The following is a 20040-nucleotide window of genomic DNA, read 5'->3' on the forward strand; positions in this document are numbered from 1 at the left end:
GTTCCAGTGGCAGGCATTTCTGCCTGCCGCTTTATGCACTGGCAACGAAGGAGAAGCTGTATGCAAGTCAACATCAGTGGACACCAACTGGAAGTGACCGAACCTCTTCGCACCTACATCGGCGAAAAACTCGAACGATTAGAGAGGCATTTCGACAAGATCACCAACGTGCAGGTCACGATGACGGTCGAAAAGCTCAAGCAGAAAATCGAAGCCACGCTGCATATTCCCGGCAATGAAGTGGTCGCAAACGCGGAGCATACCGATATGTACGCGGCGATCGACGCACTGACCGACAAGCTGGATAAACAACTCAAAAAGCATAAGGAAAAGACCCAAAGCCTCCTCCAGGGCGCGACCGGTCGTTAACACTCCCAACCCATGATCCGACTTGAAAGCATCCTGACCCCCGGCCGTTCCCTCGTGAACGTGCCGGGCGGCAGTAAAAAGAAAGCCCTCGAGCAAATTGCCAACCTTATCCACAAAGAAGTGCCGGATCTGGAGATGCAAGATGTCTTCGAGGCTCTGATTGCCCGTGAAAAACTCGGCTCAACCGGTTTTGGCAACGGCATCGCCATTCCCCACTGCCGCCTGAAGGGCTGCACCTCGCCCATCAGCGCCCTGATGCACCTTGATGCACCCATTGATTTCGACGCTATCGACGGCGCCCCGGTTGACCTGCTGTTCGTTTTGCTGGTCCCGGAAGCCGCTACCGATGCGCACCTGGAGTTACTGCGCCAGATCGCCAGCATGCTCGACCGCAAGGAAGTGCGCGAAAAACTGCGCAGCGCCCCGAGCAATGAAGCCTTGTATCAGGTTGTCCTGGACGAGCAAAACGGTCATTAACCATGCGCTTGATCATCGTCAGTGGCCGCTCCGGCTCAGGTAAAAGTACCGCACTCGATGTTCTCGAGGACAACGGCTACTACTGCATCGACAACCTGCCCGCCGGTCTGCTGCCGGAACTGGCCGAACGCGCGTTAATTCACACCGAGCTGGCGCAACCGCTGGTTGCCGTATCGATTGATGCGCGTAACTTGCCGAGTCACTTGTCGCGGTTTCCCGAACTGCTGGAAGAAGTGCGCAGCCGGCATATCCAGTGTGATGTGCTTTATCTGGACGCCGACGAAGAAACCTTGCTCAAACGTTTCTCGGAAACCCGCCGTCGTCACCCGCTGAGCAATACCAATCGCTCGCTGGCCGAGGCCATCAACGACGAGACCGCCCTGCTCGGGCCGATTGCCGATCTCGCCGATCTCAAAGTAAACACCACCAATCTGAACCTGTATCAGCTGCGCGATACCATCAAGCTGCGCCTGCTGAACCAGCCGGAACCCGGCACGGCGTTCCTGGTGGAGTCTTTCGGCTTCAAGCGTGGAATGCCGGTGGACGCTGATCTGGTGTTCGATGTGCGCTGCCTGCCGAACCCTTACTGGAAGCCAGAGTTGCGCGATCAATCCGGGCTCGACCAACCGGTTGCCGAGTACCTGGCGGCACAGCCGGACGTCGAAGAGATGTTCCAGGACATCTCTACCTACTTGTTCAAGTGGCTACCCCGTTTTGCCGCCAGCAACCGCGCTTATGTCACCATTGCCATTGGCTGCACCGGCGGCCATCACCGCTCCGTCTACCTGACCGAACGTCTGGGCCAGGCCCTGCAAAAATCCCTGAAGAACGTCCAGGTTCGCCACCGCGACCTCAGCTAAAGGATTCACACCGCGATGCCTGCTCTGGAAATTGAAATCATCAACAAGCTGGGCCTGCATGCCCGCGCTTCTGCAAAATTCGTTGGCGTCGCCGGCGAGTTCAAGGATTGCACGATCAGAGTAGGACGCACGCCGGAATCCACGGTCGACGGAAAAAGCATCATGGCAATGATGATGCTCGCTGCGGGCAAGGGCACCAAAATCCACCTGAGCACCGAAGGTGAACAGGCTGATGAGGCGCTGCAGGCATTGGTGAATTTGATCAATGACTACTTCGGCGAAGGCGAGTAACACCGCAGCCCTTTGTAGCAGCTGGCTTCGCCAGCTGCTACATAGTCCGCGCCGTCCTCTAGGCCAACGCCGTATCCATCACCATCATCAAGCAAAACCCGATCAGCAACCCAAGACTTGCAAGCTTGTCGTGATCACTGTCGCGCTCAATACGAGTCTTGGTCATCAGAAAATCCTTGCACCAGTTCTATGAGAGGAATCGAGGGCTGCAACTCGCAGGTCGCCAATTGCCAGGTGTAGCTCTGCCAGCGCTTGAGGCGGCACTTGCACAGAGAGAGGCGTTCCAGATCGCGCAACGGCCGCCAGGCCTGGTCCAGACACAAGGTGCGCCAGTGCCAAGGCAGCGCGACATCGGCGGCGGTGTCGAGCAACAGACGGAAAGAAGTTTCGGCGATGGTCCAGGGAGAGGTTGCCGTGCAACAGGCGAGATAACGACCTTCGGCCAGGTAATGTTCGATCAGGCGAGGCTCGTCAGGGTCCATCGCGCAACGGATCTGGCGACTCATCCAGCGCCAGCTTTCGAGGTAAGGCTGCTCGTGCAAGGCAGAACTCATGATCCGGGCTCATTTGGTAATGAGAACCAAAACAACCCAGAGAAAATCAACGCACAAAAAAGGCGCGCCACCCAACGATGGGTGGCGCGCCTTTTTGTGTAACGGTTAAGTGTTAACTGCCGGCTACCGTCATCCGCTCGATCAGCACCGAACCTGTACGAATGTTGCTGCGCAGTTCCAGGTCATTACCGACGGCAACGATCTGTTTGAACATGTCACGCATGTTGCCGGCGATGGTCACTTCCTGGACCGCAAACTGGATTTCGCCATTCTCGACCCAGTACCCCGCCGCGCCACGGGAGTAATCGCCAGTGACCATGTTCAGGCCCTGGCCCATCAATTCAGTCACCAGCAGGCCGCGGCCCATGCGGCGCAGCAAGGCTGCCTGGTCTTCGTCGCCATGGGTGACGAACAGGTTGTGCACGCCACCCGCGTTGGCGGTGCTCGGCATCCCGAGCTTACGGCCGGAGTACGTGCCGAGAATGTACGAGACCAACTCGCCCTTTTCGACGAACGGTTTGGCGTAAGTCGCCAGGCCATCACCATCGAACGCCGAACTGCCCATGGCGCGCATCAGGTGCGGACGCTCATCGATGGTCAGCCATTCCGGGAACAGTTTCTGCCCCAGCGTGCCTTCGAGGAACGACGATTTGCGATACAGACTGCCGCCGGAAATCGCCGAAAGGAAGCTGCCGAACAAACCACCCGCCAGCTCGGCGGAAAACAGCACCGGCACCTCGCAGGTCGGCACCGGACGCGCGCCCAAACGGCTCGCCGCCCGTTGCGCGGCACGCTGGCCGATGCTCACCGGGTCGGCCAGCAAGTTGCCCTGGCGGTTCACGTCGTACCAGTAATCGCGCTGCATCTGGCCGTCGGCCTCGGCGATCATCACGCAGCTCAGGCTGTGCCGGGTCGACGCGTAACCGCCGATAAAACCGTGGCTGTTGCCGTAGACACGGCAGCCCTGATGGGTGCTGAGGGTGGTGCCATCGGCGTTCTTGATCCGGCTGTCGGTTGCAAACGCCGCCGCTTCACAGGCCAGGGCCTGCTCGATGGCTTGCTCCGGGGTGATGTCCCATTCGTGGAACAGGTCGAAATCCTGCAGATCCTTGGCCATCAGCGCGGCGTCTGCCAAGCCCGAAGCTTCGTCTTCAGACGTGTGCTTGGCGATGGCCAGTGCGGCGGCGACGGTTTCGCGAATCGCCTCCGGACCGCTGGCGGACGTGCTGGCCGAGCCCTTGCGCTGGCCGACGTACAAGGTGATGCCAAAGCCCTGATCGCGGTTGAATTCGACGGTTTCGACTTCACGCTGACGCACCGAGGTCGACAGGCCCTGCTCCAGGGACACCGCCACTTCACAGGCACTGGCGCCCTGGCGCTTGGCTTCAGCGATGATCTGCTCGACTTGTTCTTGCAGTGCCGGCAACGCTTGTGGGCCGACGCTTTCAACTGCACTCATGCTGTTCTCCACTCAAATTCTGCTTTCGGCTGGGGCCTTCGAGCGACCGGGCCGGACAAGCGGCCCCCGACTGGTTATCATGGCGGCGTTTCTTTGCGGACGGCCACCATGGTTGATTCTTACGACGACTCCCTCGATACGGGAGAAAAAAGCAAATCCCAGGTTAAACGCGAGCTTCATGCTCTGGTTGACCTTGGCGAGCGCCTTACAACGCTCAAGCCTGACTTGCTGGCAAAACTGCCGTTGACCGACGCTATGCGCCGGGCCCTGGCTGATGCGCCCAAGCACACCGCGAATATCGCGCGTAAACGGCACCTTATGTTCATCGGCAAACTGATGCGCGATCAGGACACTGACGCCATTCTGACTCTGCTCGATCAACTCGATGCCTCCACCCGGCAGTACAACGAACGTTTCCATGGCCTGGAACGCTGGCGCGATCGCTTGATCGCGGGCGACGATGCAGTCCTGGAGAAGTTCGTGGTCGACTACCCGGAGGCTGATCGTCAGCAATTGCGCTCCCTGATCCGTCAGGCCCAGCACGAACTGGCGACCAACAAGCCACCGGCATCGAGCCGTAAAATCTTCAAGTACATCCGTGAGCTGGACGAGACTCAACGCGGTCTGCGTTAAGTCCCTTCTCGGGTGAGTCGCCACGCGGCTCACCCGAAGCTCCATCCCTTAAGATCCTGTGCCACCCACAGTGATCGCATCGATTTTCAGCGTTGGCTGGCCGACACCCACCGGCACCGACTGCCCATCCTTACCACACGTCCCGACGCCGCTGTCCAGCGCCAGATCGTTACCGACCATCGACACCTTGCTCATCGCTTCCGGGCCGTTGCCGATTAATGTCGCGCCTTTGACCGGGGCAGTGATTTTGCCGTCTTCGATCAGGTACGCCTCGCTGGTGGAGAACACGAATTTGCCGCTGGTGATGTCCACCTGACCGCCGCCGAGGTTGGCGCAGTAGATGCCGCGTTTCACCGAGGCGATGATTTCTGCAGGGTCGCTTTCGCCCGCCAGCATGTAGGTGTTGGTCATGCGCGGCATTGGCAGGTGTGCGTAGGATTCACGACGACCGTTACCGGTACGGGCCACGCCCATTAGACGGGCGTTGAGTTTGTCCTGCATGTAGCCTTTGAGTACGCCGTTTTCGATCAGCGTCGTGCACTCGGTAGGGGTGCCTTCATCATCGACGCTCAGGGAACCGCGACGACCGGCCAGCGTGCCGTCATCGACGATGGTGCAAAGCTTGGACGCAACCATCTCGCCCATGCGCCCGCTGTAGGCCGAACTGCCCTTGCGGTTGAAGTCACCTTCCAGACCGTGGCCGACCGCTTCGTGCAGCAACACGCCGGACCAGCCCGAACCCAGCACCACCGGCAACGTACCGGCCGGCGCAGGAATGGCTTCCAGATTCACCAACGCCTGACGCAGCGCTTCACGGGCGTAGCTCATGGCGCGGTCGTCGCTGAGGAAATAACGGTAATCGGTACGACCGCCACCGCCATGACCGCCGCGTTCACGGCGACCGTTCTGTTCGACGATCACGCTGACGTTAAAGCGCACCAACGGCCGTACATCGGCGGCCAGGCCACCGTCGGTGGAAGCCACGAGGATTCGTTCCCAGACGCCAGCCATGCTCACGGTGACTTGCTGGATACGCGGGTCGAGGGCGCGAGTCGCGACGTCGATACGTTTGAGCAGTTCGACCTTCTCGGCACGGGTCATCACTTCCAACGGGTTGTCCGGCCCGTACAACTGGGCGACATCCTGGGTCGTGAAGGCTTGCACCGTGCCGTTCTGACCGGCGCGGGAGATCGAACGCGCCGCACGGGCCGCGGCGCCGAGGGCTTCGAGAGTAATGGCATTGCTGTAGGCAAAACCGGTTTTCTCACCCGATTGCGCTCGCACGCCGACACCTTGGTCGAGATTGAAGCTGCCTTCCTTGACGATCCCGTCTTCCAGCGCCCAGGACTCGGAAATCTGCCCCTGGAAATACAGGTCGGCAGCATCGATGCCCGGGCCGGCCAGATCGCCGAGCACACCTTGCAGGCTCTCGATTGTTACGCCGCCGGGCGCCAGGAGGTGTTCACTGACTGAGGACAACAACTCGCTCATATGCTTTACGCCTTAAATTCATCGTTCTGAGGCAGGTCGCCGGGCGCCCTGCGAGAAAAAGCGCCGGTGACTGGACACCGGCATCCGCGCCCTGATGGACGCCTGTTCGCTGCTATCGCGTTCGGCCAGCAGCACGGCCTCGCCTTGATCCTGTTGCGCCAGCACACGTCCCCACGGGTCGATAATCGCGGCATGGCCAAATGTTTCTCGCGGCCCCGGATGCGTCCCACCCTGAGCAGCCGCGAGCACATAACATTGAGTTTCGATGGCCCGCGCGCGAATCAACACCTCCCAATGCGCCGCGCCGGTCACCGCGGTAAAGGCCGACGGCGCGGTAATCAACTCCGCCCCGGCAGCGCGTAATTCGCTGTACAGCTCCGGGAAGCGCAGGTCGTAACACACCGTCAGCCCGACTCGACCGACGGGCGTGTCCGCCACGACTACCCCACTGCCATAAGCATAGTCATCGGATTCGCGATAACGCCCGCGATTGTCCGCCACATCGACGTCGAACAGGTGCAACTTGTCATACCGTGCAACGGTTTCGCCGTGGTCATCCACCAGCAGCGAGCAGGCATGCACTTTGGCCGTCGGTTGGTCCACCGGCGGCAACGGCAATGTACCGGCCACTATCCATAACTTGAGGTCGCGGGCGGTCTGTTTCAACCATGGCAGGATCGGGCCTTCGCCCAACGCCTCGGCGCGGCCGATGTCGGCAATGTCGCGACGGCCCATGGCGGCGAAGTTTTCCGGAAGCACAGCCAGCTGCGCGCCACCGGCAGCCGCTTGCTCAAGCAGCCGACGGGCCTGGGCCAGATTGACCAGCACATCGCTCTGGCTGACCATTTGAATCACCGCTACAGACATGGCCTTTCCCTGATCTGGAATCAACACATACCTGTAGGAGCTGACGAGTGAAACGAGGCTGCGATCTTTTGATCTTGATCTTAAAAGGCAAAATCAAAAGATCGCAGCCTCGTTTCACTCGTCAGCTCCTACAGGGGACTTACGGCCATGCTACTCCATCGGCCTGAGGCGTGGCGTTGTCAAAAAGGCTTGTCGAAGGTGATTTTCGGCTCTTTCCACGGCCCCTTGACGGTGTATTGGACGCTGGCGAAACGCGCCACACGGTCACCGATCAGCTTGTCGATCAAGAACAGCGCGCCGCCGATAGCCGGTGCACCGACGATCAGCGCGGCAATCGGCAGGTTGTTGGTCACAGGCAACGTCACCAGCAACTTGGCATCGACCTTATCGCCTACCAGGTCCAGCGTACCGTTGAGTTCGATGTTGCTCGACGGACCGGTCAGCCGGATCGGCTCACGCGTCACGTATACACCGTTGGTCGCGACCAGCAGGCCTTTGACCCGGTCATAACTCAAGCCTTTGCCGAACAGGTCGGAGAAGTCCAGACGCAGCCGGCGGCCGATGGAGTTGAAGTTCAGCAAGCCAAACACGCGCAACGCCTGGGCACTGCCCTCAACTTCAACAAACTGGCCTTTATTCAGCGAAGCATCGAGGGTTCCAGAGAAACGCTTGGTGGCCAGCCAAGCCGGGGAACCTGGCCAACGACCATCGACATCCATATGAAAATCTTCGCTGGTGACACTCGGCGCAAAACCCCAGCCCTTCAGTACATCGGCGAGATTCTTGCCAACGATCCGGCCCTTGTACCAACTGCTGCTGGAACCGGGCACACCTTCCCAACCGCCGGTGCCCTGCAAGAGGATGCCCTTGAGGCCCAGATCCAGCGTGGTAAACGCAATGCCCTTGGCGGTCGGACGGACTTTCAGGTACCAGGCCCCAACGAGGTCCTGCCCCTGGAACAGCTGATTGATGGTGATATCCAGCGCCGGGATCTTCGTCGGATCCACCGAGACCAGCGGATCCGGCGAATTTTCGTCAGCCAGGACCGTCGGGTCTGGCGCCGGCAAACGCACGTATTGCAGATTGATCGCAATCGGCGCGGCTTTCGCATCGGGGATGCTGGCGCTGCCCTTCACCTGCTGACTGTCGAGTTGCAAGGCCCACGCGGCGGGTTTGCGGTTCAACTGTACGGAAGCCTGATCGAGCGTAGTGCCGACACCGCTGAGCTTGCCAATCTTGAAATCCGCACCGCTGAGCAACTGTTTGGCGTTACCGCCCGGATCCTGGCCGGCGTACTTGTCTACCAGGTCTTTCCAGGGGCCGACGTCCAGTTCCGACAGCACACCGCGCACCCGCAGGCCTTTGGCGCCGGGCAGCACGGCATTGCCGCCCCCCAGGAACAACTCACCGCGCCCGTCGGCAAAGTTGCCGGCCGGCGCCGCAAACGTGAAGTTCGCCAGCTCACCGTAGTTGACCCAGTAGCGCCGCTCGGGCCCCTGCAGGGTCATGCGGAACGTGGTGTCGCGGCCGACGTCGGGCGCCATGCCGAACGGCGCCGGCAAATCGATTGCTACGCCCTTGAGGTTGGAGCTGACCGTCAATTGACTGTCGGCCCCATCAAGGTTCAGTTGCAGCTGATAAGGGATCACACCGGACACTGGCAACGACTGAGTAACACTCAGCCAGTCAGTCAGCTTCTTGACCTCGACCTGGCCCGAGGCGGCGACGCGAGTCTTGAGGTTGCCGGGGCCACCATCGGCGAAAATCTGTGCAGCGACAGGTTTATCGAAGGCGCGCGCGGTGATGTTTTGCCCGCTCAAACCCTTGGTGCTGTCGAAACGGAAATCGCCCTTGAGCTGAGTCAGCTCCAGGGTTGGCTCGGCCAGTTTCAGACGGGCGTTGGCGGTCTTGAAGTCGACGAGGATCTTCGGCTGCTCGCCTTTGACCAATGGAATGTCCAGTTTCAGCTTGCCCCGCAAATCGCCCTCGCCTTCCCAACCGGCAAAGGTCGCTGCGGTGCCGATCGGCGCTTCCTGGAGAATCTTCAGGCCATCGCCCAACCCGCCGTCGAATCCACCGTCGAGGAACAGATGGACGTTTTGCCCCGCTGGCACATGGGGAATATTGACGTAAATGTCACTGACCTGGGTATTGAGCAACTGCCCCTTGCTGGCCAGGATCCGCACACCGCTGTCTTCAACAAACACGTCACCCGTGACGTTGCTGACATGTGGCCAGCCTGGCTGGAAGGCCAGTTCGGCATCGTGAACCTTGAAGAACAGGCTGATGCTGCGCGCGGTCTCGTCAGCCCCGTGGTTCAGCGACCCCTGGTACTGGAAGAAGCCTTCGTCCACCGCACCTTTGAGAATCGCCGTACGCAGCCATTCGTCCAGCCCCGGGCTGAGCATTGTCGGCAAGTACTTGGCGGTGTAACGACCGTCGCCGTCCACCAGACCGACCCGCAGGTCCATGTAGTCTTCCTGGGTATGGTCGAAATGCAGGCGGATCAGGAAGTCGCCAGCAATCTTGCCTTCTTCGCCCAGCACCTTCAGGTACGGCGCGATCAAGGTGAAGGCTTCTTTATCAAGTTTCCAGGTCAGTCGGGCATTGGCCTGAATGTACTGCCATGGCTTGGCGAAGATCGGGTCCAGATGCAGGGAAAAATCCTTGCTGTCCATGCGCAGCTCACCACCGCCCAGATCACCACTGATGCTGCCACTGACATTTCGTGCCGCCGGAGCGCCGTGATAGGCATCGAAGCCCACCCGATCCAGGTTGGCGGCAAAGCTGAACTTGGTGTCGTCGGTGGCATTGGGCCGGAAGTCGATCAGCACGTTGCGCAGGCCGCCGGTCACTTTGAGCCGCTCGACGGCCGTAGCAACGCCTTCGGGCAGCGGCCCCAAGGCATTCAGTATCGGGGTGATCGGAGTGAGGTCGAGGCGGTCGGCTTGCAGGTGCCAAAGCTCTTCGGTCTTGTCCGTCGCCTCGTTTTGCTTGAGTTGCAGATGCGATTCCCAGCGGGTCTCGCCAAGGTTCATGGCCAAGGAGTCCAGGGTCACCAGAACGCCTTCGGAACTGCGCTGGAAATAGCCGTTCAACGCCAGATTATTGATCTGGATCGGCTTGCGCTCGGCATAGGCACCCTTGAGTTGCGGCGCATTCAAGCGTATCGCACCGCTTTGCAGGGCGCCTTTGCCCCAGTTCACCCACAACTCGCCGCCAGCCTTAAGCTCGGAAAAATTCCATTGCTGGGTCAGGCGCTCGGGCAACCATTTCGACCAGTCGCTTTGCGGCAGGCTCAGGTAGGCCTCGGCCTCGCCGTCCTTCCACTCGCTGGCGCGCAGGCGGGTGCGCAGGCTCATTGCCACTGGTTGGCCGTCGGGCAGCGTCAGGCGCACGTCCAGTCGCTGATGCGTCGCGCCGGTTTTCAGATTCAGCCCGACGTAAGTCAGGGTCAGCGGCTGCTCTTGCAGTGGCTGCAAAGTGACTTGGCTATCGAGTACCGACAGTTGCTGAACCATCTGCATGCGATTGAGCAATTGCTCAGGATCCAGCGGCTGATCCTGCTGCACCGGCAAACCTTCCAGCGCCCAATGGCCGTCCTCGCTTTCCTTGAGGCTGATCTTCAGGCCGCTGAGTTCCAGGTGAGCGATGCGCACTTCACGAGCCATCAGACTGGCCCAAAGATCCGGCACCGCGCGCACCTGATCCAGACGCAAGGCATTGGCGCCCTCGCCGACCATCACGTCGTGAGCCAGCATGATCGGCGCAAAGCCGCTCCATTTGCCTTCCAGTTCGCCGATATTCAGCGGCATGCCCAAGGCAGCGCTGGCTTTGGCTTCGACTTCGGCACGGTACTCAGCCACAAGCGGCGTCAGCTCTCGGCCGAGGCTGACGTATAACGCCAACAACACCAACACCAACGCACACAGCCCCAGCCCCCAGCGGGTCAGTGCGGCCAAAATGCGTGTCAGACGTTCCATGTCAGTTGGCTCCCATGGCAAAAATACTGCAAAAAGCTGAGGCCAGCCGTTCTAGCAGGGTTGAAAGACAGCGATTCAGAGCAGCACCACGTCGTATTGTTCCTGGGAATACATGGTTTCCACCTGGAACCGGATGGTGCGTCCGATAAAACCTTCGAGCTCGGCGACATTACCCGATTCTTCATCGAGCAAACGGTCGACCACTTTCTGGTTTGCCAATACACGATAGCCTTCCGCCTGATAGGCGCGAGCCTCTCGGAGGATTTCGCGGAAAATCTCGTAGCAAACGGTTTCCGGCGTCTTGAGCTTGCCGCGGCCCTGACAGCTGCTGCACGGCTCGCACAACACTTGTTCGAGACTTTCGCGAGTGCGTTTGCGGGTCATCTGCACCAGGCCCAACTCGGTGATGCCGATGATGTTGGTCTTGGCGTGATCGCGTTCCAGTTGCTTCTCGAGGGTGCGCAGCACCTGACGTTGGTGCTCTTCATCTTCCATGTCGATGAAGTCGATGATGATGATCCCGCCCAGGTTGCGCAGGCGCAGCTGGCGAGCAATGGCGGTCGCGGCTTCGAGGTTGGTCTTGAAAATGGTTTCTTCGAGGTTGCGATGACCGACGAACGCCCCGGTGTTGACGTCGATGGTGCTCATGGCTTCCGCCGGATCGACCACCAGATAACCACCGGATTTCAGCGGGACTTTGCGCTCCAGGGCCTTCTGGATTTCGTCTTCGACGCCGTACAGGTCGAAAATCGGCCGCTCACCCGGGTAATGCTCCAGACGATCGGCGATTTCCGGCATCAGCTCGGCGACGAACTGTGTGGTTTTCTGGAAGGTTTCCCGGGAGTCGATCCGGATCTTCTCGATCTTCGGGCTCACCAGGTCACGCAAGGTGCGCAGCGCCAGGCCGAGGTCTTCGTAGATCACACTCGGCGCGCTGATGGTTTTGATCTGCTCGTTGATCTGATCCCAGAGACGACGCAGGTAGCGAATGTCCATGAGGATTTCATCGGCACCGGCACCTTCGGCAGCGGTACGCAGGATGAAGCCACCGGCCTCTTGGATACCTTCTTTGGCCACGCAATCAGTGACCACTTGTTTGAGACGCTCACGCTCGGCTTCGTCTTCAATTTTCAACGAAATGCCAACGTGTGCAGTGCGCGGCATGTACACCAGATAACGCGACGGAATCGACAACTGAGTCGTCAGGCGTGCGCCTTTGGAGCCGATCGGGTCCTTGGTCACTTGCACTACCAGGCTCTGGCCTTCATGAACCAGAGCGCTGATGCTCTCGACCGCCGGGCCTTCGCGCAGGGAGATTTCCGAGGCATGAATGAACGCGGCGCGGTCCAGGCCGATGTCGACGAATGCCGCCTGCATGCCCGGCAATACTCGCACGACTTTGCCTTTATAGATGTTGCCGACGATCCCGCGTTTTTGCGTGCGCTCGACATGGACCTCTTGCAGAACACCGTTTTCAACCACCGCCACGCGCGATTCCATCGGCGTGATGTTGATCAGGATCTCTTCACTCATGGCAGGGTCTCGTTCAGGCATGTTCACGATAATGGCCGCATCTTGTCAGTACGACGCTCAACGCGCGTTAAGGGTTTGCCAACAGGGTATGCCGAAATGGCCGAGCAGCTCAGCGGTTTCGCACAGCGGTAACCCGACCACCGCCGAGTAACTGCCATTGAGGCCGGCGACAAACACCGCACCGAGCCCTTGAATGCCGTAGCCGCCGGCCTTGTCCTGCGGCTCGCCGCTGGCCCAGTAGGCCACCGCTTCATCACGACTGATGTTGCGAAAGCGCACCAGACTGCGCACGACCCGAGACTCGCAACGCTCACCCTCTCGCAGTGCAATCGCCGTCAGGACTTCATGCTCACACCCGGACAACATCATAAGCATGGCGCACGCCTCGGCTTCATCAACCGGCTTGCCGAGAATTTTTCCGTCCAGCACCACGGCGGTGTCGGCGCCCAGCACGCAAAAGTCTGCAGCGGACACGACGGTCCCACGCCCTGCCTCAGCTTTGCAGCGCGCCAGGCGCTCGACATAGGCCGACGGAGATTCAGTTTCTAAAGGGGTTTCATCGATGTCCGCACTGATGGCGGAGAACGGCACGCCGATCTGCGTGAGCAGTTCACGCCGGCGCGGCGAGCCTGAGGCGAGGTACAGCTGTTTCATCCAGACATCTCCCTGTCGAGGTGCGGGCAAATGCCTGACCGAATTAATTGATTTTGTAGCGTCGACGCAAACCGCGCAAACCGTAGCTGACCCATGGCCAGAGCAATGCGCTGACCAGTGCCGGCAAGACCAGCGCCAGCGTCGGCTGGCGATTGCCGGTCAGGGCGCTGAGCCAAAGTTGAACAAGCTGCGCGAGGCCGAAGATCACCAGGATCATCAGGCTCTGTTGCCACATCGGGAACATGCGCAGGCGTTGTTGCAGCGCCAGCACCAGATACGTAATCAGCGTCAGGATCAATGCGTTCTGGCCCAGCAGCGTGCCATAAAGCACATCTTCGGCCAGGCCCAGGCACCACGCAGTGACCATCCCGACTTTCTGCGGCATGGCCAACGCCCAGAACGCCAGCAGCAGGGCCAGCCACAGAGGACGGAGAATTTCCATGAATTGCGGCAGCGGCGAAACGCTGAGCAGCATGCCTATGGCGAACGTCAGCCAGACCATCCAGCCGTTTCGGGAGGCAGTAGCACCAACCATTATTCTCGTCCCCCAGTGGTAGCCCGCGCAGAGACAGGCGGTTTGGCTGCAGGCTTCACGGCAGCGGGTGGCGTGGCCGGCGGTTTAGCGGCCGCAGGTTGCGTCGCAGGCGGCTTGCTGGCGGCAGGTTTTGCTGGCGCAGGATGAGTTGCGGCAGGTTTGGCCGGGGTTGCGGCAGCAGGGGCAGTCGTCGGTGCAGCCGGAGTCGCGGGTGCAGCAACAGCAGCCGGGACGAGGGCAGGTTTGGGCACGGTCGCTGGAATGATTGGCCCACCACCGTGCTGGTCCAAAGCCTCTTGCGCCTGGGCGGCTTCGTTGGCGCGCTCCTCGGCTGTACGGCCGTCGGTGAACACCAGCAGCAAGTAACGGCTGCGGTTCAAGGCGGCGGTCGGCACGGCACGCACAATGGCGAACGGCTGACCGGAATCGTGAATCACTTCCTTGACCGTCGCCACCGGGTAACCCGCCGGGAACCGCTGCCCCAGACCGGAGCTGACCAGCAGATCACCTTCTTTAATGTCGGCGGTATCGGCCACGTGACGCAACTCCAGGCGTTCCGGGTTACCGGTGCCGCTGGCAATCGCTCGCAGACCGTTGCGGTTCACCTGCACCGGAATGCTATGAGTGGTGTCAGTCAGCAATAGCACACGAGAGGTGTACGGCATCAACTCGACCACCTGGCCCATCAGGCCGCGGGCATCGAGCACCGGCTGACCGAGGACAACACCGTCGCGCTCACCTTTATTGATGATGATGCGATGGGTGAAGGGGTTGGGGTCCATGCCGATCAGTTCGGCCACTTCGACCTTCTCGTTGACCAGCGCGGAGGAGTTGAGCAACTCGCGCAGCCGAACGTTCTGCTCGGTGAGGGCGGCAAGCTTTTGCATGCGGCCCTGCAACAGCAGGTTTTCGGTTTTGAGTTTTTCGTTTTCGGCGACGAGCTCGGTACGGCTGCCAAATTGGCTGGCCACACCCTGCCATAGCCGCTGCGGCAGGTCGGTGATCCAGTAGGACTGCATCAGTACCAGCGACATTTGGCTACGCACTGGCTTGAGCAGTGTGAAGCGGGCATCGACCACCATCAGCGCGACCGATAGCACGACCAGCACCAACAAGCGCACGCCCAGTGAAGGCCCTTTGGTGAAAAGCGGTTTAATAAGCCGCTCCTCCCAGGCAAATGTTCTCTTTATTCATACGGCATCAAACCGGCCTGGATGCAGACTGACAGAAGATAAACGCCAACAGGCAGCACTTCAAAGTGCTGCCTGCGCGCCAACAGCATAGATGCGTCGGGCGAGATCACTCGCTCGACAGCAGGTCCATGGTGTGTTTATCCATCATTTCCAATGCACGGCCACCGCCGCGAGCCACACAGGTCAGCGGGTCTTCGGCAACGATTACCGGCAGGCCGGTTTCCTGGGCCAGCAACTTGTCGAGGTCACGCAGCAAGGCGCCGCCACCGGTCAGTACCAGACCACGCTCGGCGATATCGGAAGCCAGTTCCGGAGGCGATTGCTCCAGCGCACTTTTCACGGCCTGAACGATGGTGGCCAGGGACTCTTGCAGAGCTTCCAGCACTTCATTGGAGTTCAGGGTGAATGCGCGTGGAACGCCTTCGGCCAGGTTACGGCCACGAACGTCGACTTCGCGAACTTCGCCGCCCGGGTAGGCAGTACCGATTTCCTGCTTGATGCGCTCGGCAGTGGATTCGCCGATCAGGCTGCCGTAGTTGCGACGCACGTAAGTGATGATCGCTTCGTCGAAGCGGTCGCCGCCAACCCGTACGGATTCAGCGTAAACCACACCGTTCAGGGAGATCAGCGCGATTTCAGTGGTACCACCACCAATATCGACAACCATCGAGCCGCGAGCTTCTTCAACCGGCAGGCCGGCACCGATCGCAGCAGCCATTGGCTCTTCGATCAGGAACACTTCACGGGCACCGGCACCGAGGGCCGATTCACGGATGGCACGACGCTCAACCTGGGTGGATTTGCACGGAACGCAGATCAACACACGAGGGCTAGGCTGCAGGAAGCTGTTTTCGTGAACCTTGTTGATAAAGTATTGCAGCATCTTTTCGCAAACGCTGAAGTCGGCAATCACGCCGTCCTTCATCGGACGAATGGCAGCAATGTTGCCCGGCGTACGGCCGAGCATGCGCTTGGCCTCGGTGCCGACAGCAACGACACTTTTCTGGTTACCGTGTGTCCGAATAGCCACAACCGAGGGCTCATTCAGGACGATACCGCGCTCGCGCACGTAAATAAGGGTGTTGGCAGTGCCCAGGTCAATGGAAAGATCGCTGGAAAACATGCCACGCAGTTTCTTGAACATGGGGAAAGGACCCTAGGCAACGCGTGGGTAAAAAAGTGCGGCAAACTCTAACAACGACAGGGATTTTGGGCAAGGCGCCAATATGTTAAATTGGCCGCTTTTCTGTGCACCAACCCCCACAATCGCGGCCTTATGACCGTAGAAATGCGGTAGTGTTCCGACAATCTAACACACGGATAGCATCCGTTCTGTTTTCCTTCCACTGGAGAATCCCATGACGCTTGAACGCTCCGACGTGGAAAAAATCGCTCATCTGGCCTGTCTGGGCCTTAATGATGCCGATCTTCCACACATCACTTCGGCCCTGAACAGCATTCTGGGACTGGTCGACGAAATGCAGGCGGTCAATACCGACGGTATCGAGCCGCTCGCCCACCCACTGGAAGCCAGCCAGCGCCTGCGTGCAGACGTCGTGACCGAGACCAATCATCGCGAGGCCTATCAGTCCATCGCACCAGCGGTCGAAAACGGCCTGTACCTGGTTCCGAAAGTCATCGACTAAAGGGAAAGAGCCTGCAATGCATCAATTGACTCTGGCCGAGATCGCCCGCGGTCTCGCCGATAAAAAGTTTTCTTCCGAAGAGCTGACCAAAACCCTGCTGGCGCGTATCGCCCAGCTCGATCCGCAGCTCAACAGTTTCATCAGCCTCACCGAAGACCTGGCGCTCCAGCAGGCGAAAGCCGCTGACGCACGCCGGGCCAATGGCGAGAGCGGCGCCCTGCTCGGTGCGCCGATTGCCCACAAAGACCTGTTCTGCACCCAAGGCATCCGCACCAGCTGCGGCTCGAAGATGCTCGACAACTTTAAAGCACCGTACGACGCCACTGTCGTTGCCAAACTGGCCGCCGCGGGTGCCGTGACGCTGGGCAAGACCAACATGGACGAATTCGCCATGGGTTCGGCCAACGAGTCGAGCTACTACGGCGCAGTGAAAAACCCGTGGAACCTGGAACACGTGCCCGGCGGTTCGTCCGGTGGTTCGGCCGCGGCCGTTGCCGCTCGTCTGTTGCCGGCCGCCACGGCGACCGACACCGGCGGCTCGATCCGCCAGCCGGCCGCGTTTACCAACCTGACCGGTCTGAAACCGACGTACGGTCGCGTTTCGCGCTGGGGCATGATCGCTTACGCCTCCAGCCTCGATCAGGGCGGCCCATTGGCGCGCACTGCCGAAGACTGCGCAATCCTGCTTCAAGGCATGGCCGGTTTCGACCCGCAAGACTCCACCAGCATCGACGAGCCCGTTCCGGATTACAGCGCCGGCCTCAACGGTTCGCTGCAAGGCCTGCGCATCGGCGTTCCTAAAGAGTATTTCAGCGCCGGTCTCGACCCGCGCATTGCCGAGCTGATCCACAACAGCGTCAAGGAGCTGGAAAAGCTCGGTGCCGTGGTCAAGGAAATCAGCCTGCCGAACATGCAACACGCGATCCCTGCGTACTACGTGATCGCCCCGGCAGAAGCGTCTTCCAACCTGTCGCGTTTCGACGGCGTACGTTTCGGCTATCGCTGCGAAGACCCGAAAAACCTGATCGACCTGTACAAGCGTTCCCGTGGCGAAGGCTTCGGCCCGGAAGTACAGCGCCGGATCATGGTCGGCGCCTACGCGTTGTCCGCCGGTTACTACGACGCTTACTACCTGAAGGCGCAGAAGATTCGCCGTCTGGTGAAGAACGACTTCATGGCTGCCTTTAATGAGGTCGACATCATCCTCGGCCCAACCACGCCAAACCCGGCCTGGAAGCTTGGCGCCAAGAGCAGCGACCCGGTTGCTGCGTACCTGGAAGACGTCTACACCATCACCGCCAACCTCGCCGGTCTGCCGGGCTTGTCCATGCCGGCAGGTTTTGTCGACGGCCTGCCGGTCGGCGTGCAATTGCTCGCCCCGTATTTCCAGGAAGGTCGCCTGTTGAACGTTGCTCACCAGTATCAGCTCAACACTGACTGGCACACCCGCACCCCAACCGGCTTCTGAGGAGAAACACATGCAATGGGAAGTCGTGATCGGGCTGGAGATTCACACCCAGCTCACTACCCGGTCGAAAATCTTTTCCGGTAGTTCCACTACCTTTGGTTCCGAGCCGAATACTCAGGCCAGCCTGGTTGACCTCGGTATGCCTGGCGTATTGCCGGTGCTGAACCAGGAAGCGGTGCGCATGGCGGTGATGTTCGGTCTGGCGATTGATGCCGAGATCGGCCAGCACAACGTGTTCGCCCGTAAAAACTATTTCTACCCGGACCTGCCCAAGGGCTACCAGATCAGCCAGATGGAATTGCCGATCGTCGGCAAGGGCCACCTGGACATCGCGCTGGAAGACGGCACGGTCAAACGCGTCGGCATCACCCGCGCGCACCTGGAAGAAGACGCCGGTAAAAGCCTGCACGAAGAATTCAGCGGCGCCACCGGCATCGACCTGAACCGCGCCGGCACGCCGCTGCTGGAAATCGTGTCCGAGCCGGACATGCGCAGCGCCAAGGAAGCCGTGGCTTACGTCAAGGCTGTCCACGCGCTGGTCCGTTACCTGGGCATTTGCGACGGCAACATGGCCGAAGGCTCGCTGCGTTGCGACTGCAACGTGTCGATCCGTCCAAAGGGCCAGGTTGAATTCGGCACGCGCTGCGAGATCAAGAACGTCAACTCGTTCCGCTTCATCGAGAAGGCGATCAACACCGAAGTGCAGCGTCAGATCGAACTGATCGAGGACGGCGGCAGGGTGATCCAGCAGACCCGTCTGTACGATCCGAACAAGGACGAAACCCGTCCTATGCGCAGCAAAGAGGAAGCCAACGACTACCGTTACTTCCCCGATCCAGACCTGCTGCCGGTGGTCATCGAAGACTCGTTCCTCGACGACGTGCGCGCCACCCTGCCGGAATTGCCACCGCAGAAACGCGAGCGCTTCCAGGCGCAGTTCGGTCTGTCGGTCTATGACGCCAGCGTCCTGGCCACCAGCCGCGAGCAAGCCGATTACTTCGAGAAAGTCGTGAGCATCAGCGGCGACGCCAAGCTGGCGGCCAACTGGGTGATGGTTGAGTTGGGCAGCCTGTTGAACAAACAGGGCCTGGACATCGATCAGTCGCCGGTCTCGGCCGAACAACTGGGCGGCATGCTGCTGCGCATCACCGACAACACCATCTCCGGCAAAATCGCCAAAGTGGTGTTTGAAGCCATGGCCAACGGCGAAGGCAGCGCGGACGAGATCATCGACAAGCGTGGCCTGAAGCAAGTGACCGACACCGGCGCGATCTCGGCCGTGTTGGACGAAATGCTCGCGGCCAACGCCGAGCAGGTTGAACAATACCGCGCGGCAGACGAAGCCAAACGCGGCAAGATGTTCGGCTTCTTCGTCGGCCAGGCCATGAAAGCCTCCAAAGGCAAGGCCAACCCGCAACAGGTTAACGAACTGCTGAAAAGCAAGCTCGAAGGCTGATGAGCATGGAGCCAGAAATAAAGCCTGGCTCTACCCCCTGTGGGAGCGAGCCTGCTCGCGAAAGCGGTGTCACAGTCGACAGAAATGTTGAATGTGACGCCCCCTTCGCGAGCAGGCTCGCTCCCACACTTGTATGTGGGAACCATTAAATGAAGCGTCTGCTCAGTGCCTGTGCCCTGCTCTCGCTGCTGGCTGGTTGCGCCAGCACCGATGTCATCGATCCACACGGCTACGACAAGACCGGTGTTGCCTCGTATTACGGCGCCAAACACCAAGGTAAACGCACCGCCAGTGGCGAGCGTTTCAACAAGAATGCCCTGACCGCCGCCCACCGCCAGCTACCCTTTGGTACACGGGTGAAGGTCACCAATCTGAACAACGACAAGTCCTGTGTGGTTCGCATCAACGATCGCGGGCCACACACCCGTGGGCGTCTGATCGATGTTTCACACGAAGCGGCCGAACAACTGGGTATGCTCGGAAGCGGCACCGCGAAGGTTCGCGTGCAAGCCCTCGACGACTGATAGATGGAGCGCTGACCATTTTCGGACTTGCCGATTTACCCCTGGTC

At 60.1% G+C, this 20040-nt stretch carries 19 protein-coding genes; 9 read left to right on the top strand and 10 right to left on the bottom strand.

All coding sequences use genetic code 11. The features are described from left to right. Positions 1–60 precede the first annotated feature (60 nt). From hpf to EAH74_RS23960, 4 genes are read left to right on the top strand one after another with little or no spacing between them, the layout of a single operon-like run. On the top strand, positions 61–369 hold the full coding sequence (gene hpf / locus EAH74_RS23945) for a ribosome hibernation-promoting factor, HPF/YfiA family (RefSeq protein WP_007941242.1): 309 nt from the start codon (positions 61–63) through the stop codon (positions 367–369). A 12-nt stretch (positions 370–381) separates the two neighbouring features. Beyond that, positions 382–846 carry a PTS IIA-like nitrogen regulatory protein PtsN gene (gene ptsN / locus EAH74_RS23950; RefSeq protein WP_056742951.1) on the top strand — a complete coding sequence of 155 codons (465 nt, stop codon included), beginning with the start codon at positions 382–384 and terminating at the stop codon, positions 844–846. Between the two features lie 2 nt (positions 847–848). Next, positions 849–1706 (top strand): RNase adapter RapZ, encoded by an 858-nt coding sequence (gene rapZ / locus EAH74_RS23955; RefSeq protein WP_140681554.1) that lies wholly within the window; start codon positions 849–851, stop codon positions 1704–1706. Positions 1707–1721: 15 nt separating this feature from the next. Next, positions 1722–1997, top strand: a complete 276-nt coding sequence (locus EAH74_RS23960; RefSeq protein WP_033058002.1) for an HPr family phosphocarrier protein — start codon at positions 1722–1724, stop codon at positions 1995–1997. Between the two features lie 146 nt (positions 1998–2143). Here EAH74_RS23960 and EAH74_RS23965 read toward each other — a convergent pair whose 3' ends face one another. Further along, positions 2144–2551 (bottom strand): FagA protein, encoded by a 408-nt coding sequence (locus EAH74_RS23965; protein ID WP_140681556.1) that lies wholly within the window; start codon positions 2549–2551, stop codon positions 2144–2146. Positions 2552–2663: 112 nt separating this feature from the next. Then, complete coding sequence (gene pmbA, locus EAH74_RS23970) at positions 2664–4010, bottom strand: metalloprotease PmbA (RefSeq protein ID WP_134422008.1); 1347 nt, start codon at positions 4008–4010, stop codon at positions 2664–2666. 108 nt (positions 4011–4118) lie between these two features. On the opposite strand from pmbA, the gene yjgA reads away from it, so the two are divergent. Beyond that, positions 4119–4643 (top strand): ribosome biogenesis factor YjgA, encoded by a 525-nt coding sequence (yjgA, locus tag EAH74_RS23975; protein ID WP_033058015.1) that lies wholly within the window; start codon positions 4119–4121, stop codon positions 4641–4643. A gap of 48 nt (positions 4644–4691) precedes the next feature. Here yjgA and tldD read toward each other — a convergent pair whose 3' ends face one another. From tldD to mreB, 8 genes are all read right to left on the bottom strand, one after another. After that, positions 4692–6134: a metalloprotease TldD gene (gene tldD / locus EAH74_RS23980; RefSeq protein ID WP_008148876.1), complete on the bottom strand. Its 1443-nt coding sequence runs from the start codon at positions 6132–6134 to the stop codon at positions 4692–4694. Between the two features lie 18 nt (positions 6135–6152). Next, positions 6153–7001: a carbon-nitrogen hydrolase family protein gene (locus EAH74_RS23985; RefSeq protein WP_140681558.1), complete on the bottom strand. Its 849-nt coding sequence runs from the start codon at positions 6999–7001 to the stop codon at positions 6153–6155. Positions 7002–7180: 179 nt separating this feature from the next. After that, entirely contained in the window at positions 7181–10984 is a 3804-nt protein-coding gene (locus EAH74_RS23990; protein WP_140681560.1) for a YhdP family protein, read from the bottom strand. A gap of 75 nt (positions 10985–11059) precedes the next feature. Next, the gene (rng, locus tag EAH74_RS23995; protein WP_033058026.1) at positions 11060–12517 is read right to left on the bottom strand and encodes a ribonuclease G; all 1458 of its coding nucleotides are present in this window, start codon (positions 12515–12517) and stop codon (positions 11060–11062) included. 57 nt (positions 12518–12574) lie between these two features. Continuing rightward, positions 12575–13171 (bottom strand): Maf family protein, encoded by a 597-nt coding sequence (locus EAH74_RS24000; RefSeq protein ID WP_140681561.1) that lies wholly within the window; start codon positions 13169–13171, stop codon positions 12575–12577. Between the two features lie 43 nt (positions 13172–13214). Then, on the bottom strand, positions 13215–13706 hold the full coding sequence (mreD, locus tag EAH74_RS24005; RefSeq protein WP_123365269.1) for a rod shape-determining protein MreD: 492 nt from the start codon (positions 13704–13706) through the stop codon (positions 13215–13217). Further along, on the bottom strand, positions 13706–14863 hold the full coding sequence (gene mreC / locus EAH74_RS24010) for a rod shape-determining protein MreC (protein WP_140681562.1): 1158 nt from the start codon (positions 14861–14863) through the stop codon (positions 13706–13708). Before mreC ends, mreD begins: the two co-directional genes overlap by 1 nt. Before the next feature lie 142 nt (positions 14864–15005). Continuing rightward, on the bottom strand, positions 15006–16043 hold the full coding sequence (mreB, locus tag EAH74_RS24015; RefSeq protein WP_002555108.1) for a rod shape-determining protein MreB: 1038 nt from the start codon (positions 16041–16043) through the stop codon (positions 15006–15008). A gap of 214 nt (positions 16044–16257) precedes the next feature. On the opposite strand from mreB, the gene gatC reads away from it, so the two are divergent. The 4 genes from gatC (at position 16258) to EAH74_RS24035 (ending at position 19993) form a co-directional block, all read left to right on the top strand. Next, positions 16258–16545 (top strand): Asp-tRNA(Asn)/Glu-tRNA(Gln) amidotransferase subunit GatC, encoded by a 288-nt coding sequence (gene gatC / locus EAH74_RS24020; protein ID WP_008026876.1) that lies wholly within the window; start codon positions 16258–16260, stop codon positions 16543–16545. A gap of 16 nt (positions 16546–16561) precedes the next feature. After that, positions 16562–18013 carry an Asp-tRNA(Asn)/Glu-tRNA(Gln) amidotransferase subunit GatA gene (gene gatA / locus EAH74_RS24025; protein ID WP_123365267.1) on the top strand — a complete coding sequence of 484 codons (1452 nt, stop codon included), beginning with the start codon at positions 16562–16564 and terminating at the stop codon, positions 18011–18013. A gap of 10 nt (positions 18014–18023) precedes the next feature. Beyond that, positions 18024–19469, top strand: coding sequence for an Asp-tRNA(Asn)/Glu-tRNA(Gln) amidotransferase subunit GatB (gene gatB / locus EAH74_RS24030; RefSeq protein WP_123365266.1), 1446 nt, complete (start codon positions 18024–18026; stop codon positions 19467–19469). Between the two features lie 149 nt (positions 19470–19618). Continuing rightward, on the top strand, positions 19619–19993 hold the full coding sequence (locus tag EAH74_RS24035; RefSeq protein WP_140681563.1) for a septal ring lytic transglycosylase RlpA family protein: 375 nt from the start codon (positions 19619–19621) through the stop codon (positions 19991–19993). Positions 19994–20040: the final 47 nt, after the last annotated feature.

This window comes from Pseudomonas mandelii, assembly GCF_006438925.1.
Classification (GTDB): domain Bacteria; phylum Pseudomonadota; class Gammaproteobacteria; order Pseudomonadales; family Pseudomonadaceae; genus Aquipseudomonas; species Aquipseudomonas mandelii_C.